Origin of the sequence: Paraburkholderia caledonica, from assembly GCF_000383275.1 — a bacterium.
Lineage (GTDB): Bacteria > Pseudomonadota > Gammaproteobacteria > Burkholderiales > Burkholderiaceae > Paraburkholderia > Paraburkholderia caledonica.
In genome coordinates, this window is record NZ_KB911035.1 from 214,182 (window position 1) to 230,614 (window position 16,433).

Genomic DNA, 16,433 nt, shown 5'->3' on the forward strand with positions numbered 1-16,433 from the left:
GGCAAGCCATATCATTCAGGCTTATTGCGGCGCCGGAAAGCCGAGCGCGTCCGCTTTGGTTCGCAACTCGGCAAAACGGCCACCCGGCGCACTGATCGCCGTGTTGGGCACGGCCTGGCTCTTGTCGAGTTGCTCGATGCCGCTCGCGCCCGAAGTCGCCGTCGATAGATTCGAGCAGGCAGAGCCAAAGGTGCCTTGCGTCACCGCGATCGCCGGCGCGTCGGTGCGCGCGGCGTCGGTAAAGTCGAGCGCATAGGCCAGGTTGAAGGTTGTCGAATCGCTCGCGCGCACACCGAGTGGGTCCAGTCCGAAGCGCCATGCGAGCAACTGGTGAATGGAGCTCGGGTCGAACGGATAACGCGACACGTAGTTGGCACGCACACGCGGTCCGAGCAGCATGCAGGGCACGCGAAAACCGAGCCGGCCGTCGTTGCCGAGTGCGGCCTCGGCGGCGGACACCGGCTTAACGGGCGGCGCGACATGCTCCATGAAGCCGCCCCACTCGTCATACACGATGATCATCAGCGTCCTGCTCCAGTTGGGGCTGGTGCGTAGCGCATCGTAGATCTGGCCGAGCAGCACTTGGCCGTTGCGCACGTCGGCGTGAGGATGGTCGTCGTTCGACGTGCCCTGCGCCTCGCCGCCAAAGCTCGGCTCGACCATGCAGAACGACGGCAACGTGCCCGCGGCGGCATCGGAGAGAAAGTTGGCAAAGAGCTTCGAGCGGCCCACGTAGCGCGTGCCGTAGAGCGCGGTAAACGGCACGTCGTGGAAGTAGTAGGCGGACGAGACGTTTTTCGCGTCCAGGCGATCCCAGATCGTTGGCAGCGTCGACGTGGCGAGCGTGTCCGACAAGCGGTCTGTCTCGCCGCTGTGCAGATAGACGCGGTTCGGATAAGTGTCGGCCAGAATGCCGCTCATGTAATAGTCGCAGACGGTGTACTGCGGTACCGCGCCGCGATAGAAGTCGAGGTCTGCCGCCTGGAAATAACCGATCGGCAACAGGTCGCCACGCGCGAGGCTCGTGTTGGGCGTGAGCAGGAAGCCATTCATTGCGCCATTGGCAAGATGAACGCGTCCGGCGTCGTATGAGTGATTGGGGTCGGCGAACGAGCAGGCCTGGAAACCATAGGCGGCGTTCGAGGGGAGCGAGAACGGCGTGTGAGTTTCGCCAAATGCATCTTTGAAATTTCGACCGCTCTGTGCAGTTTCCGCATTGGGCACCCAGCCTAGCAGATGGTCGAATGAGCGATTTTCCATGGTGACGAGCACCACGTGGTCGATGCCCGAGGTGGCCGGATCGGGTAGCGCGGGACGCGGCAGATTCGCGCGGCCAGGAGGAATCGTGCCGACGGCTGGCGTTCCTCCGGAGCCGCCGCTGTTACCGCCTCCGCCGCCTCCTCCACACGCCGACAGTGCTATTGAGCCTGCCAGCGCGGCAAGAACCTTGCGGCGGCCTGCATCGGGCGGATTGGTTGGCCTGGTCGTCATGATCGTCTCCCTTTGTTAGCTGCTTGCTGTTTTCGTGGAAGAATTCGCGTGGCGGATTTTTACCGCCGGGCGATTTCGTGCAACGAGGGAGCAATTACCGTTCCGCTAAAAAGAAAAGCCGGGCTGACAACGCAGCCCGGCTTCTTCCACGGCAACAGGATTGGGCCAGCAATGGAAAACGGTGAGCGATATGCCCGCGCCGCGCCGGGCCTGAGCGATGCGGCACGGCCGGAAACAGCGACCGGCTATAAGCCTTCGCAACGCCCCTGGTTCAGGGCTTATGCGTCGGCAACCGGGCTGCTGATGAAGCGCAGCGCAAGCCGGTTCATCACGATTGCAACGGCCGCGATGATGGCGGGGACAGCCAGCACCGAGAACACTACCTGGAAGCTGAACCCGAGCGACAGCAGCGCACCGCCCACGAGCGAACCCAGAATCCCGCCGAGGCGCCCGAACCCGAGCATCCAGCTCACGCCCGTCGCCCGTGCCCGCGTCGGATAGCAGCTCGGCGCCAGTGCATTCAAGCCGGTCTGCGCGCCGCTCATGAAGAACCCCGCACACGTGACGAGAACCGGCAGCAGGCTCGACTTGAGCGTGCCCATGCCGAGCGCAAAGATAAATACGCCGCCCAGCAGGTAGGCCGCACCGATCACGCCGTTGCGGTCCAGACGGTCCATCGCGAAGCCCACCGCCACCGCGCCGACAGTGCCGCCCAACTGGAACATGCCGGTGATCGCGGCCGCGCGCTCGACGGGCAAACCGGCGTCCTTGATCAGCGTCGGCAGCCAGCCGGTCAGCAGATAAATGATCAGCAGTCCCATGAAATAGGTCAGCCACAGCATCAGCGTGCTGAATGCGTAGCCGTCGGCGAACAGCATCCGCACAGGCGCCTTGGCGGCGACCACCGGTTCAGGCGCCGTAAAGCGCACGTCGCTGCTGAATTCGTGGCCGCACACGCGCCCGAGCGTCGCCGCAATACGTTGAGTGGGCAGTTTGCGCACCAGCATCAGACGCGCGGATTCAGGCAGCAGCCACAGCAGCAGCGGCACGCTCACAATCGGCAGAATTCCGCCGAACATGAACACCGCGCGCCAGCCGTAGTGCGGGATCAGCGAAGCCGCGACGAAGCCGCCCGCGCCGGAGCCGAAATTGAAGCCCGTGAACATGATCGTGAGCAGCAGCGAGCGATTGCGCGACGGCACATATTCGGAGAGCAGCGTGGTCGAATTCGGCATGGCGGCGCCAAGGCCGAGGCCCGTGAGAAAACGTAGCGCGACGAGTTGCACAGGCGTCTCGGCAAATGCGCAAATCAGGCTGAAAAAGCCGAAGCAGAACACCGAAGCAATGAGCACCTTCTTGCGTCCAATGCGATCGGCAACAGGGCCCGCAGCCAACGCGCCGACCGCGAGGCCGACCATGGCAGCGCTCATCACCGGACCGAACGCGGTGCGGCTCACATTCCAGTCATGCATGATGACAGGCGCAACGAAGCCCATCACGGCCGTGTCCAGGCCGTCCATCATGACGATCAGAAAACACAGAACGAGCACGAGCCATTGGTAGGGCGACACCTTTCGTGCGTCGATAAACGCCTTGATGTCGACTGAATCTGCAGATTTCATGCATGTCTCCGAAGAAAATAGTTTCCCGTCCCGGCTTTCCGTGGAAGCCGGGTTTTGTTCTGCATCGAAATGAAGAAGCCGCCAGCGCGCGGCTCAAGTGCTGCGCGCTAAACGGCGTCGGGCACGTTGCGCGTCTTTAAAAACGCTTCGAGGGTTTCGCCACGCATGCTTGCGTACATGCCGAGGTTGGTGATCTTCACCACGCGCGCGAATTTCTCTAGCACGAAGAAGCACACGCCGTAGCGGATCAGGCCGATCCAGTCGGCGTTGTCGACCAGCGTGCGTTCCTGCGGCGTGAGACCTGCCTTGTCATACGCCGCCTGACGATTTTCGAGCCACAGTGAGCGCGCCGCCGCTTCGCGCATCTGCCAGAAGAAGCGGTTCAGGCGCATCGCCTTGATGCTCTGGCGGATATCGAACGGATACGTGCCCGTCAGTTCTTCGACGCCGATCAGTTGCGGATTCATTGCGCCACCTCGTCTTCGTAAATCGTCACGGCCATTGCGGTACTTGTTGCAAGGTAGTAATTGCGATGCAGCTCGCGGATCTTCGGACCGAGCGCACCGCGCATGGCGAGCCACATGATCGTTTCGACGCTTTCCGCGCCGCCGAGGCGCACGTAATCGACATGCTTCATCGCGGCAAGACGTTGCGGTTCATGAACGATCAGGTCGAGGAACTCCATGTCCCACTCGGTGTTGTTAAAGCCGCTGCGCTCGCCGTGCACCTGGTGCGAAAGACCGCCCGTACCGACCACTACCACGTCGAGATCTTCTTCAAACGATTCGATCGCGCGGCGCAACGCCTGGCCAAGGCGATAGCAGCGGTTCGCGGTCGGTAGCGGATACTGCAGCACGTTGACCTGCACGGGCACCAGCGCAAGCGGCCAGCCGCCGGCATGAGGCAGCATCAACGAGAGAGGCGAATTGCAGCCGTGATCGAGCGGACGGTCCTGAAAGATGGTGAGGTCGAACTCGTCGTTGACCAGTTGCTCGGCAATGTGGATTGCAAGATCGGGATGGCCCGCGATATCCGGAAGAGGACGCTTGCCCGCACCCTCGTCCGCGAATTCATGATTGCCCGACACGCCCAGGGCGAAGGTCGGGTAACAGTCGAAGAAGAAGCTGTTCGCGTGGTCGTTGTAGAACATCACCATAGCGTCCGGCTTACGCTCGGCGAGCCAGTTCGCAACCGGCTCGTAGCCCTTGAAGAGCGGCGCCCATGCCGGGTCGTTCTGCTTACCCTTGTCGTACGCCATGCCGATAGTCGGCACATGCGAGGTGCCGATGCCACCAATGATCCTTGCCATTTCGTTTGTCTTCCGTCGCTTCGTGCTGCGCAATTACTGCGGGTCAATCGGATACGTTGCAGGAAGGCTGAACGCCTTCTCGCATTACTCTTGGGATACCAAGATAAGAGTTGCGCGGCTTTTTAGGAAGTACGGGTAAACCAATGTTATGGGGTCAATGAGTGCCTATATGAAGCCCCATTGCAGACTGTCTGAGCCTTGTATCAGTCCTGAAAGCCTTCCTCCGCTTGGAGCGTTTTGTATCCCAATTCCCCGTGCGCAGCATTTTCCAAGGAGTTTTGGTGACAGGTAGCCATAAACAAAATAGATGCCTCTGAAACCAACTCGCAAGGTGTGTCTCTACCGTGGTGCGGCGCGTTTTGCGTGGCTATACTGGACGACGTCCAATGAGCAGATGACGATGAACGAAACGACACAGCAGGCTATTGTTCAGACCTTACGCGAGAAGATCCTGGCAGGAGAACTGTCGCCGGGCCAACGACTCGTCGAAGCGCAACTCGCGCAATCGCTCGGCGTATCACGTACGCCGCTGCGCTATGCACTCAGTGTGCTGTCTTCGGAAGGACTGCTCGACCGCTCGGGCGCGCGCGGCTATATAGTCCGCCGCTTCAGCGTACGCGACGTACTGAACGCAATCGACGTGCGCGGCGTGCTCGAAGGTCTCGCCGCGCGTGCGGTCGCCGAGAGCGGCGTGGACGTTGCACTTGCCGCCGCGCTCGACGATTGCCTGCGCGAAGGCGACGACATCTTTCGCAACGGCAACCTTCAACCCGGCGACGACGTGCGCTATGCAGCGATGAACGGACGCTTCCATTCGCTCATCATCGAGGCAGCGCAGAACACGGCGGTCAGCGCCGCGTTGAGTCTGAACGACAAGATTCCGTTCGTCTCGCCCTCCACCATCGCATTCGACGAAGCCGCACGCGAGCGTCAATTCATGATGCTGATGTACGCCCACCGACAGCACCACGCAATCGCGGACGCGTTGAAGAAAGGCGAAGGCGCGCGCGTCGAGGCGTTGATGAAAGAGCACACGCACATATCGAAGGAAAGTCTGAATCTGTCGCTGCCGGCATTGCATTTGATCGCAGGCGCCGCATGACGCGCGACGCATCGCTCGTTGCCGTCAGAAACGACGCGCCCGGCAAAGCGCCTGCGAAGACCACGGCGCCCGCAAGCAGCAAGGACCTGCTCAATCTCGCGCAACTGCGCGCCTTTCGCCTTGTCGCGGACATGGGCAGTGCAACGCGTGCGGCCGCCGCGCTGTTTCGCGCGCAATCGGCGGTGACGCGCTCGGTTCAGGAACTCGAGTCGGCAGTTGGAGAACCGCTATTCGATCGCGGTCCTTCGGGCATGCTGCCCACACCCGTTGGCCGGGCGGTGCTGCTTCGCTGCGAACGGATATTCGTAGAACTCGAAGAACTCGCACAATGGTGCGCTGCGCGGCAGGCGCGCCGCCGCCCTGCTGCTGAAGGCGCACTGCCGGCCTATCTGCTGAACACACGGCGGCTGCAGATTTTCGTCGCGCTTGCACGGCATCGTCATATGCCGAGCGCGGCCAAAACGTTCGGTATCAGTCAGCCCGCCGTCAGCACCGCGGTTCGTGTGCTCGAAAGCGGCTCGGGACTGAGCCTCTTTCACCGGAGCCCGCGCGGCATTCTGCTCACCGCCGAAGGTGAAACGTTTCTGCTGCATGTGCGGCGCGCGTTGAACGAATTGCGCCACGTACCCGACGATATCGCCGCCCTGCGCGGCAATATCCGGGGCGCGGTAACGGTCGGCGCGCTGCCGCTCGGGCGCACGCTGATCCTTCCCAAAGCGATTGCGAAATTGAGCGCGGACAATCCGGGCGTGCGGGTAGTCACCGACGAAAGCGCGTATGAAGCGCTGGTCGCGGGATTGAGAGCGGGTGACATCGACTTCATTCTCGGCGCGCTGCGCGAGAACGACTCGACGAGCGGCCTGAAGAACGAGCGCTTGATGTCCGAAGACATGGTGCTTCTCGTGCGGCGCGATCATCCGCTTACGCGCGCTCATGAGCCGAACATCGCGGATCTGCGTGACGCGCAGTGGATCCTGCCGCGCAGTCACGCGCCCGCGCGAGCGCTGTTCGAAGCCCAGTTCAAACGGATGAAAATCAAACCGCCACTGCCCACGGTCGAAACCGCCGACCTCGCCGTGATTCGCGGCCTGCTGCTTGGCACCGACATGGTGGCGGCGCTGTCCGCGCAGCAGTTGCACTACGAGGTGCAAGCGGGGCAACTCGCAGTACTCAAGGTGCCGCTGCACAACACGCGGCGCGAGATTGGGCTGACCATGCGCGCGGCAGGTACACCCTCGCCGGCGGCTCGGGCGCTGATCGACGCAATTCGTCTGTCGGTGGTCGAGCTCACGCGCACAGTCAGCGTCGCGGCAAGTTAGCGGCGGCTTGCGGCGACTGCCCGCTGATGGTCCGCTAACGACCAGCAGCGAGGACCGCGGTCGTATCCGTCGCTAGACCTGCGGCTCCCATACCGAGGAAGGAATGCCGACCACACCGTCGAACAGCCAGCGCGCGGTGCGCAGCAACGCCGCGCTCAGCACTTCGGGCCGCTCGGGCTCGCCGCCGAGCGTGAGTTCGACGGTGAACTCGCCGGTCGGATGCTCGACGGAAACCCGTTTGCGTGCACCTTCGAGTTCCACTTTCGCAATGCCGTCGCACACCGTACCGGGCAGTACCGCCGCCGTCGCCACGCTGACTGCGCCAAGCACGCCAATCGATGCATGGCAGCGGTGCGGAATGAAACTGCGCGTGGAAATGGTGCCGCCGTTGCGCGGCTCCGCCACGAGGCACATCTTCGGCACCGTGCGCGCGCTGACGTCGCCAAGGTTCATCATCGGGCCCACGACAAGCCGGATTTTTTCGATGCGCGCCTTGAGCTCGTTGTCTGCGTCGAGTTCTTCGCGCGTTTCGTAACCGGTGCGTTGCAGGTCGCGCGCTCGCATCAGCACGAGCGGCATGCCGTTGTCGATGCACGTCAGTTCGACGCCCTCCACGGTGTCCTTGAGCCGTCCCGTCGGCAGCAGCGCGCCGCACGTCGAGCCGGCCGTATCCCGGAACTCGAGCGGAATCGGCGCGGCGCCGCCCGGCACGCCGTCGATGCGCGCGTCGCCTTCATACGTCACGCGACAGCCCGGTGTGCGGACCGTTGCAACCGCGATCTGCCCGGTGTTGACCATGTGAATCGCCACGCGCGTGCTGCCGTCTTCAGCGTTGACGAGTCCGCGTTCAATCGCATACGGCCCGACGCCCGCGAGAATGTTGCCGCAGTTCTGGCCGAAATCGACGCGCGCCTCGTTGACGACGACTTGCGCGAACAGATAGTCGACGTCGGCGTCCTCGCGCGACGATGGAGAGATGATCGCGACCTTGCTGGTCAGCGGGTCCGCGCCGCCGATGCCGTCGATCTGCCGCGGATCGGGCGAGCCCATCACCGCGAGCAGCACACGGTCGCGTTCGGCGGGCTCAGCGGGCAAGTCGGACGCCATGAAAAACGCGCCTTTGGACGTGCCGCCGCGAATCATCATGCAGGGAATGCGGGTCTGGGTGCGGCTGGGCATCGCGAGTCTCCATCGCTAATAGGCGGCTCTCATTGTAGTTTTCGATGCCGCCGGCACAGCACCTAAAGCGGCCTGCAAGTCCATCCAATCTGTTTATCGACTATGCCTGACGGCGATCTGCAGCCTTGTTGCAAGCCGCCTGGAATGGCACGAATGCGAGCCTGCTGGCATGCGTTGACGCAACGTCCACGTGAAAACCGTTTTCTCCATACGAAATGCGCGCATTTGCCCATCGCCGGGGATTGGCTTCAAAACCGCCTTCTATTCGACCAATTGAAGCTCGGCCACCCAGCGCACACTGACATTGTGCCAATTGCGTCAGGAGCTTCAGATGTCTTCCCGTCATCGCCAGAATCGCCCGTTCGACGAAAACCCGCTCGAGCCGGCAACGGCCGAATGGACCAACCCTGCGCCCGACGCCGATGCGCAAACCATGCACGGCCTGCACATTGCTTCGCAGAATGTGTTGCACCTCGCGACGCAGACGTACAATGCTGCGGCGCGCGGCGACGATGCAGCGGCACAGGCAGCGCGCGCGTCGCTGGAACAGCAACTGGGTCTGACCACGCGTCTGATCGACGAGCTTGTTTCCGGCGGGGCCGACCAGCTCACGATGCACTGACCGGCCCTGAATAAAACAAGGCCGACAGCAATAACCGCGGTTTCCAATCTTCGAGACAAGAAATGAGCGCTTTGACGGTAATTCTCTGCATCTGGGCAATGGTTGCGTTCTGCGCGGTGCTGTTCATCCGCGGAGCCACGGCGCGCGTCGAGCGCCCCAGGAAGTCGACACAAAGCCGTCCGGCGCGCTTCTCAATCGCCGAATAAGGGCTCGGCGGGGCGCGATGCAGCGGGGCTCGCTGGATTGCGGTGAACGGTCGTTGCACGGCGCCGCTTGGGTGCCGTCATTCCCGCGCCGGCCAGGGCAAACCCTGCGCCGACCAGTCGAGTTCGACGCCGATCACCGAACGCTCGTCCGCGAACTGTGCAGCGAGCGTCACTGCGATGCACGGCCTGCCGCTCGCTAGCGAAAGATATGGATTGCTGGCGATCGCGACACCCGGCAACAGCACTGCATTGCGATAGTACGGCCGATGATCCCAGCGCGCGTCTCGCGGATTCGCCACCGGATGCAGCGAAGCGCCTTCCATGCTCCACGCCGGCCCCGGCACTTCGGGACCGAGCTGGCGTCCGGAAGCGTCGAGGATGAAGCAGCTTACGCAACGCTCGAACGTCGCCAGAGAAGAGAACGCGCGATCCATGGCTACGCCGGCATGCAACGCGTCCGCGGCCTCGCGCAACGCCACGCGGTACGGCTCGACCACGGATTCGAACAACGCATGCTGATGCGCGCGGCCCTGCGCGATCATGTCGAACGCATCGTCAATTCGTAGATGCACGGAGCCAGGCGAAACGATCTGCGCTGCCGGCCGCCCAAGCAGATACCCTTGCGCGAAGTCCACGTTCGATTCGACGGCGAGAATCAGCTCCTCGGTCGTTTCCACACCTTCCACTACCACCAGCATGCCGGCCTGATGCAACAGCGACACGAGCTTCGGCAAGATCGGCTGTTCGGTGCCGTGGCTCGTCGCGCGTATCAGTTCGCCGTCGAGCTTGACGATATCCGGACGGATGCGCAGCAGCCGGTCGAGGTTCGACTGGCCGGCTCCGAAATCGTCGACGGCAATCAGGAAACCGTGTTCGCGATACAGCGCCGCTGCGCGCGACATCTCGCCGACACTGCCGCCATGCGACTCGAGAATTTCCAGAATCACCTGCTGCGGCGCGAGTCCCACCCTTCGCACGATGGCGGCGAGGTCATCCGCATAACCGTCGGCGACGAACGTGGCCGGCAGAATGTTGAGAAACAGCCAGCCGTCGGCGGGCAGCGACGCGCGTGCGTTGGCAAGGTGCACGGCATGGCTCGCACGGTCGAGCACGCCTTCGTCGTTGGAGGGCTTCGGCGCGAACAGCGCCGCGGGCGGCAGCAGCGTGCCGTCGTCCAGCTCGCCCCGCAGCAGCGCCTCGAAGCCCACCTGCTTCTGATGCGACAAGCTGAAAAGCGGCTGAAAATGAGAGGTCAGGTAGTAGTCTTCCCATCGATGCCGCGAGTTCGACGCGCCCGCCGAGCCCGCCGCACCACAGGCGTCTTCGATCAGCGATTGCAGCGGTGCCTGCGGCAGCGGGCGCTCCGAGCACACGCGATTCCTGCCCGAATGCTTGGCGCGCAGCAACGCTTCATCGGCGCGGTCGAGCAGCACCATGATGCTTTCGCCGCTGCGGTGTTCGGCCACGCCGAAGCTGGCAGTCAGATTGCCGTCCGGGCGCTCAATCTCGGCAATTGCGCCGCGCAGCCGCTCGGCGAGGCGCAGCGCGCCGGCCAGTCCGTCGCATAGCAATATGGCAAATTCTTCGCCGCCGATCCGGCTCACGCTGTCCGTGCCGCCGGTTCCGTCGAGCAGCACCTGCGCGACTTCGCGCAACGCAAGGTCGCCCACCCCATGACCGAACCGGTCGTTCAACGACTTGAAGTTGTCGATGTCCAGAAAGATCGCGCTGACCTCTCCGCCCTGCGCCACGTCCGCGAGCCGCCGCTCCGCCTGGGCGACGAACGCGCGGCGGTTTTGCAGACCGGTCAATGGATCGGTGGCCGCCAGTTGAGCCAACTGGTCCTCCAGCAGGAAGTGATTCCGCCGGAACCGGTAGAAGCCGAAATGAAATACGACCGAGGTCGGCAAGCCAATCGCCGCGATCCACATCCACATGACGACGTCGACGTTGGCCGTGCGCGGCGCGCCAGGCAGCAGCGGAATCGCTGCCGCATAGAAGAGCGCGCTGCCGACAAAGAAATGCGTCGGCGTGAGCCAGAGCGGCGCGGCGCAAACCGGTATCACAACCATCGCCGGCAGCGTCCACAGCAGCGGCTGTTGCAAGCCCACAACATTCAGCGCAAGTCCGCCGACGAGCGCGAGCGAAAACGCGACGCCGATTGCCCCGAAGGTCCACGTCGACTTCGCACGCGGGATGGCCAGCACCAGCAAAGCCAGCACTAGCGCACAGCCAAGGCGATACGCAAGCGGCGCCGCCGGTCCGCCGACAAACGCACGCGCCGCGACGAGAGAGAGGAACGCAACGACGGTGAACGCCATTGTCACGGTCGACAGCGGACGCTGATGTTCAAGCGAGCGCCGGTGAAAGCGCTCGCGCAGACTGGCATCGGATGAGTGCTGCGTCGAAGTGAGGAGCATAAGGATGGGCTACAGGGCAGGTCCGGTCACTCTATCCATGTATATCGGCAAACATCTGACGAATGTTGAGCCTTTCCAAAAATATCCGGCAATAAATACGCGGGCGCTCGCTCGGATCAGGCGACGCAGCGACTGGGCCGCGCCCGCGCGCTGAATCCGCAATGCTCGGGGCTCGGCGATCATACTCCCGGCCGGAAATTAATTCCGACGAGAAATAGCCCCTCGCGCGGAAATGCACGTCGGTAGAAAAAGGAAGGCGAAGATCCTCAATGCCTTGAACAAAGCAGCCGTTAATACACCTGGAAGTTGTGAGCGCAACAGTCGTTTGCGAGCCACAGACTCATGGCAGAAGTTGTAATGCTTCGTGGTCCTTCTGTATGCAGCATAGGGTTCGCACGTATCGGCCAGGTGACCGAAAGTGGCTAAAAGTTAATGTCTTAAGTAGACTGCTTCAAAGTGTGCGGAAGCGCCTGGTGAAAGCGGTAAAACTAACCTACGCGGCCTTGCGCGAGTTATGCGAGCACTGTCCCTGCACCCGGTCGTCGCGGTCCTTTTTAGCCAGTTGGCATCGACGGCCATTTTCCAGAAAACATGGTTCCAATCCTCGATTACCTGCTCGAACGCCAGATGTCACCGCAATGGCGGGGCATGCTTTGCGCCTTGGCCTCGGAGTTCGAGGCGCAGATCGGCCGCGATGAATTGCGTCAACTGATGCACCGCGTGGGAAGTCGGTTTGCTGCGGCCCATCCGCTGCCTGCCTGCGACTCGACCACCGACCTCGAGCGGACCCTGAACGAGCGTTGGCAGGAAATCGATTGGGGATATGTCGAACTCGCCGACGACTCGGAGTCGCTACGCATCGTTCACTACTGCGCGCCGCTGCCGGCGTTCGGCAACGACGCGCTCGCGTGGACCCCGGCATTCCTGGAAGGCGCGTATCAGACCTGGTTGAGCGCGCTTGGCGCGCAAGGCTTGTCAGTCGCACAAACCAGCGAGTATTCGCAAGACACGGCGCTCGAGTTCCGTCTCGGCCGTCATGCAGCGTGAAAGCCGTAACAGGCCAGGGCCGAGCTGCGCGCAGGACCGGTGCGCGACCAGCAGCGGGCAGTCAGGTTGGGCACTGGTTTCGCGCCGCGACCGGAAGTAAGGACCGGGCAACGTAAAGCACTAAATGAATGGCGGCAACATGAGTTCATCAAGCGACATCGAGAAATTATTCGATCACTTCGGCGGCGACGCCAACGCGTACCAGGAGATCGGGCGCGAGAACGAGGCGCATTCGGCGCGCACGCGCTGGCCGTTGCTGGTGACGCTCGATCTCAAGCAGCCGCTGATTCCCCCAATCGGGCAACGCGCACAAGCAAGACCTCAACCGGTGGCAGATGAGGCCGCCGCGCTCGCCGTCGAGCGTCAGGACCCGGCCACGCCGAAAGACGCGGCCTCGGTGACGCGCGCAAAGGCACCGCTTTTCACGCGCTCGCATCGCCGCGACATTCCGCCGGTTGTCGTGGCTGCGGCAACGCCGGCCGCGCCGCGCGGCGCATCGCGCTTCGGTGCGCCCGAAACGCATGGCGAGCTCACGCAGGCAACGGCTTCGAAGGCGGCTGATGCTGCGTCGATGCCGGTTTCGTCTCCGGTTCCACCGGCAACGAGACAGGCCGAGCCGGTGGCTGTTGTCGTCCCTACCGCCAGGATCGCATCTATCGCGCCGCTCGCGCCAGTTTCCGCCGTCCCGCCGATCCCGCCGATCCCGCCGTTCATGCAGAGTGCGCCGGCCATCGCTGCTGCGAGCAATCCGCCCGCGGCATCGGCGCGAACGTCTGCGGCCGCTCCGGCATGGGCGCAAGCGCCGGTGCCTGCCCGTTCCGGTCCGGGCGCCGCCCGCACGCCCCACGCCGCGCCCGCGCCTGCCCCCGCCTCGGCCCGCACGCAGCCCTTCATGTCTGCGCCAACGTCCATGGCAGCTTCGCAACCCACGTCGATCCTCGGCAAGCTGTTTAGCTCACAAGCGGAGACCACGCCGCTCCACGCGGCCGCGCCCGCCACGCAAGCGGTGCCGCTGCAATCGCTGTTCGACCGCCTGCGCGGCACGCCGCGCGCAGCCGCGGCGTCCGCAGTCAGCGCCGAACCCGCCGAGTCCAAATCGTGGCTCGTCAACCGCCCGCGCCGCTCATGAAAGTCATTGCGGTAGTGTCCGCCAAGGGCGGCGTCGGCAAGACGACCCTCGCCGCGAACCTCGCTTCGGTGCTCGCCGCGAGCGGCCGGCGTGTGATCGCGCTCGACCTCGATCCGCAGAATGCGCTGCGTCTGCACTTCGGCGTGCCGCTCGACAGCATCGACGGCATCTCGCGTGCCACGTTGACCGGCGACGCATGGCAGTCGGTCATGTTCGACGGCGTCGACGGCGTCACCGTGCTGCCATACGGCGCGGTACTGGAAGACGACCGCCGCCGCTTCGAGGCGCATGTCGACCAGGACCCGCTGTGGCTCGCGCATGCGTTGCGCAGCTTGAGGCTCGAAGCATCCGACGTCGTAGTCGTGGACACCCCGCCGGGTTCTTCGGCGTACGTGCGCGCCGCCTTGTGCGCGGCCACTTTCGCGCTGAACGTGGTGCTGGCCGACGCCGCTTCTTACGCGGCGATCCCGCAAATGGAGCGGCTGATCGACACCTACGCGGCGCCGCGCGCCGAGTTCGGCGGCGTGGGCTATGTGGTCAATCAGATCGACCAGTCGCGCCAGTTGACCAAAGACGTACTCAAGGTTCTGCGCCAGATGCTCGGCGAGAAACTCTTTCCCGGCGTGATCCATCTCGACGAAGGCGTGAGCGAAGCACTCGCCTGCGACACCACGCTCATCCACTACGATCCGCTTAGCCAGGCCGCCGCCGACTTCCGCGCGTGCGGCACGTGGCTGATGTCGGCGGTCGACGCGATCGCTGTCTCGCCAAGGAATGTCGCATGAGCACGACTCATCCCGAAGGCATTGAAGCGAGCGAACCGTCGCGGTTCGAACGCTTTGTCGACGCACGCTTCTGGAATAGCCGCATCGTCACCGGTCTCGTCACGCTGTTCGCACTGGTGATGCTGTACTTCGTTTTCACGGTGCCGCTCGCTTTCTACGAGCAACTCACGTTCGCCACCTGCTGCTTCGTCACCGCGCTGCTGTTTCGCCGCCTGCAAGGCCGTTACGCGACGATGGTGATGATCATGCTCTCAGTGGTGACGTCGGGCCGCTATATGTACTGGCGGCTGACCTCGACGACTTATTGGGAGCATCCGCTCGACGCCGCGTGGGGTCTTCTGCTCGTGTCGGCGGAAGTCTATTCGACGCTCGTGCTGCTGCTCGGCTACTTTCAGACCGCATGGCCGCTCAAGCGCAAGCCGATGCCGCTGCCCGCCTCGCGCAGCGACTGGCCTACCGTCGACGTCTTCATTCCCACTTATAACGAGCCGCTTTCGGTGGTCAAGCCGACCATCTACGCGGCGCTCGCACTCGACTATCCGGCCGAAAAACTGTCCATCCACGTGCTGGACGACGGCCGCCGTCCCGAGTTCAAGGCGTTCTGCGAGGAAGTCGGCGTCAACTGGACGATCCGCACGCACAACCGCCACGCGAAGGCCGGCAACATCAACGAAGCGTTGAAGATCACCAAGGGCGAATACCTCGCCATTTTCGATTGCGATCACATTCCGACGCGCTCGTTCCTGCAGATCGGCCTTGGCTGGTTCCTGCGCGACAAGCTGCTGTCGATGCTGCAAACGCCGCACCACTTTTTCTCCGCTGACCCGTTCGAGCGCAACCTCGGCACGTTCCGCAAAGTGCCGAACGAAGGCGAACTGTTCTATGGGCTCGTGCAGGACGGCAACGATCTGTGGAACGCCACCTTCTTCTGCGGTTCATGCGCACTGCTGCGCCGGACGATGGTCGAGGAGATCGGCGGCATCGCGGTAGAGACCGTCACTGAAGACGCTCACACCGCGCTGAAGCTGCATCGTCTCGGCTACACCACAGCGTATCTGGCGATTCCGCAAGCCGCGGGGCTCGCGACCGAAAGCCTGTCGGGTCACATCGGCCAGCGGATTCGCTGGGCGCGCGGCATGACGCAGATCTTCCGGATCGATAATCCGCTCACGGGCAAGGGCCTGAAGTTCGGCCAGCGGCTTTGCTATCTGAACGCGATGATGCACTTCTTCTACGGCATCCCGCGTCTCGTGTTTCTCACCGCGCCGCTGTCGTATCTGTTCTTCGGCGCGCACGTGATCGAAGCCGCCGCGAGCACCATCGCCATCTACGCGTTGCCGCACATGATGCACGCGAGCATTACCAATTCGCGCATGCAGCGCTCGTTCCGCCATTCGTTCTGGGCCGAGGTCTATGAATCGGTGCTGGCGTCGTATATCACCGCGCCCACCTTGCTCGCGCTCATCAACCCGAAGCTCGGCAAGTTCAACGTGACGGCCAAAGGTGGCCAGATCGAGAAGAACTATTTCGACTGGGCGATCTCGCGGCCGTATCTGTTCCTGCTGTTGCTGAACCTGATCGGTTTCTGCGTGGGCATCGTGCATATCTATCTGAACTGGCATACCCGCAGCATCGTGCAGACCACCGTGCTGAACCTCGGCTGGACCACGTACAACATGCTGATTCTCGGCGCGAGCGTGGCTGCCGCGAGCGAGCGCCGGCAGATTCGCGCGGTTCATCGCGTGGCGATGGAAATGCCGGTCATGCTCAAGTTCTCCACGGGCCGCACGCTCGCCTGCAAGACCATTGACTACTCGGAAGGCGGCGTAGGTGTCGCGTTGCCCGCGGCCATTCAGGTGCCGATGCACGAGCGCGTCACCGTGTCGCTCTTTCGCGGCGACGAGGAATACGCGTTCCCCGCCACGGTCGGCTTCACGGCGCCGGGCCGGGTCGGCCTGCGCTTTTCCGCGATGACGCGCGAGCAGGAATACGAGTTCGTCAAGACCACGTTTGCACGCGCCGACGCCTGGACCGGCTGGGCCGAGGGGCGCCAGCAGGACACGCCGCTGCGCGGGCTCTCGCACGTGCTGACGGTGGGCGTGCGCGGCATCGCAGGCCTCTTCGAGCACCTCTACAACGACCTGCGAAGCTCGATGAAAAGCCGTCCGGTGGACGTCAAGAAGCTAAAAACCAAAGACTGAT

At 63.3% G+C, this 16,433-nt stretch carries 14 protein-coding genes; 8 read left to right on the top strand and 6 right to left on the bottom strand.

Annotated elements, in window-relative coordinates; all coding sequences use genetic code 11:
* Positions 1-21: 21 nt before the first annotated feature.
* The 4 genes from H281_RS0107120 to H281_RS0107135 all read right to left on the bottom strand — a co-directional run bounded on the left by H281_RS0107120 (position 22) and on the right by H281_RS0107135 (position 4,422).
* Positions 22-1,491 (bottom strand): alkaline phosphatase family protein, encoded by a 1,470-nt coding sequence (locus H281_RS0107120; RefSeq protein WP_020066396.1) that lies wholly within the window; start codon positions 1,489-1,491, stop codon positions 22-24.
* 278 nt (positions 1,492-1,769) lie between these two features.
* The gene (locus H281_RS0107125) at positions 1,770-3,113 is read right to left on the bottom strand and encodes an MFS transporter (protein ID WP_020066397.1); all 1,344 of its coding nucleotides are present in this window, start codon (positions 3,111-3,113) and stop codon (positions 1,770-1,772) included.
* 107 nt (positions 3,114-3,220) lie between these two features.
* Entirely contained in the window at positions 3,221-3,580 is a 360-nt protein-coding gene (locus H281_RS0107130) for a protocatechuate 3,4-dioxygenase subunit alpha (protein ID WP_020066398.1), read from the bottom strand.
* Positions 3,577-4,422: a gallate dioxygenase gene (locus tag H281_RS0107135; protein WP_020066399.1), complete on the bottom strand. Its 846-nt coding sequence runs from the start codon at positions 4,420-4,422 to the stop codon at positions 3,577-3,579. Before H281_RS0107135 ends, H281_RS0107130 begins: the two co-directional genes overlap by 4 nt.
* A 400-nt stretch (positions 4,423-4,822) precedes the next feature.
* Between H281_RS0107135 and H281_RS0107140 the strand changes: the two genes are divergently transcribed.
* Together H281_RS0107140 and H281_RS0107145 are read left to right on the top strand one after the other, a co-directional pair.
* Positions 4,823-5,524: a GntR family transcriptional regulator gene (locus tag H281_RS0107140; RefSeq protein ID WP_027804368.1), complete on the top strand. Its 702-nt coding sequence runs from the start codon at positions 4,823-4,825 to the stop codon at positions 5,522-5,524.
* The gene (locus H281_RS0107145; RefSeq protein ID WP_020066401.1) at positions 5,521-6,843 is read left to right on the top strand and encodes a LysR family transcriptional regulator; all 1,323 of its coding nucleotides are present in this window, start codon (positions 5,521-5,523) and stop codon (positions 6,841-6,843) included. Before H281_RS0107140 ends, H281_RS0107145 begins: the two co-directional genes overlap by 4 nt.
* Positions 6,844-6,915: 72 nt before the next feature.
* Here H281_RS0107145 and H281_RS0107150 read toward each other — a convergent pair whose 3' ends face one another.
* Complete coding sequence (locus tag H281_RS0107150) at positions 6,916-8,022, bottom strand: 4-oxalomesaconate tautomerase (RefSeq protein WP_020066402.1); 1,107 nt, start codon at positions 8,020-8,022, stop codon at positions 6,916-6,918.
* Between the two features lie 331 nt (positions 8,023-8,353).
* Here H281_RS0107150 and H281_RS0107155 point away from each other — a divergent pair, with 331 nt between their 5' ends.
* Positions 8,354-8,644 (top strand): hypothetical protein, encoded by a 291-nt coding sequence (locus H281_RS0107155; RefSeq protein WP_020066403.1) that lies wholly within the window; start codon positions 8,354-8,356, stop codon positions 8,642-8,644.
* Between the two features lie 62 nt (positions 8,645-8,706).
* Positions 8,707-8,850 (top strand): hypothetical protein, encoded by a 144-nt coding sequence (locus H281_RS36755; RefSeq protein WP_020066404.1) that lies wholly within the window; start codon positions 8,707-8,709, stop codon positions 8,848-8,850.
* 77 nt (positions 8,851-8,927) lie between these two features.
* On the opposite strand, the gene H281_RS0107165 is transcribed toward H281_RS36755, so the two are convergent.
* The gene (locus H281_RS0107165; RefSeq protein ID WP_020066405.1) at positions 8,928-11,270 is read right to left on the bottom strand and encodes a bifunctional diguanylate cyclase/phosphodiesterase; all 2,343 of its coding nucleotides are present in this window, start codon (positions 11,268-11,270) and stop codon (positions 8,928-8,930) included.
* Between the two features lie 591 nt (positions 11,271-11,861).
* Here H281_RS0107165 and bcsD point away from each other — a divergent pair.
* The 4 genes from bcsD (at position 11,862) to bcsA (ending at position 16,432) form a co-directional block, all read left to right on the top strand.
* Positions 11,862-12,317, top strand: coding sequence for a cellulose biosynthesis protein BcsD (gene bcsD / locus H281_RS0107170; RefSeq protein WP_020066406.1), 456 nt, complete (start codon positions 11,862-11,864; stop codon positions 12,315-12,317).
* A 139-nt stretch (positions 12,318-12,456) separates the two neighbouring features.
* Positions 12,457-13,446, top strand: coding sequence for a cellulose biosynthesis protein BcsP (bcsP, locus tag H281_RS0107175; protein WP_033379478.1), 990 nt, complete (start codon positions 12,457-12,459; stop codon positions 13,444-13,446).
* Positions 13,443-14,231, top strand: a complete 789-nt coding sequence (bcsQ, locus tag H281_RS0107180) for a cellulose biosynthesis protein BcsQ (protein ID WP_020066408.1) — start codon at positions 13,443-13,445, stop codon at positions 14,229-14,231. The genes bcsP and bcsQ overlap by 4 nt, the downstream gene beginning before the upstream one ends.
* A complete protein-coding gene (bcsA, locus tag H281_RS0107185) occupies positions 14,228-16,432 on the top strand; it encodes a UDP-forming cellulose synthase catalytic subunit (protein ID WP_020066409.1) in 2,205 nt (734 codons plus the stop codon). Before bcsQ ends, bcsA begins: the two co-directional genes overlap by 4 nt.
* Position 16,433: the final 1 nt, after the last annotated feature.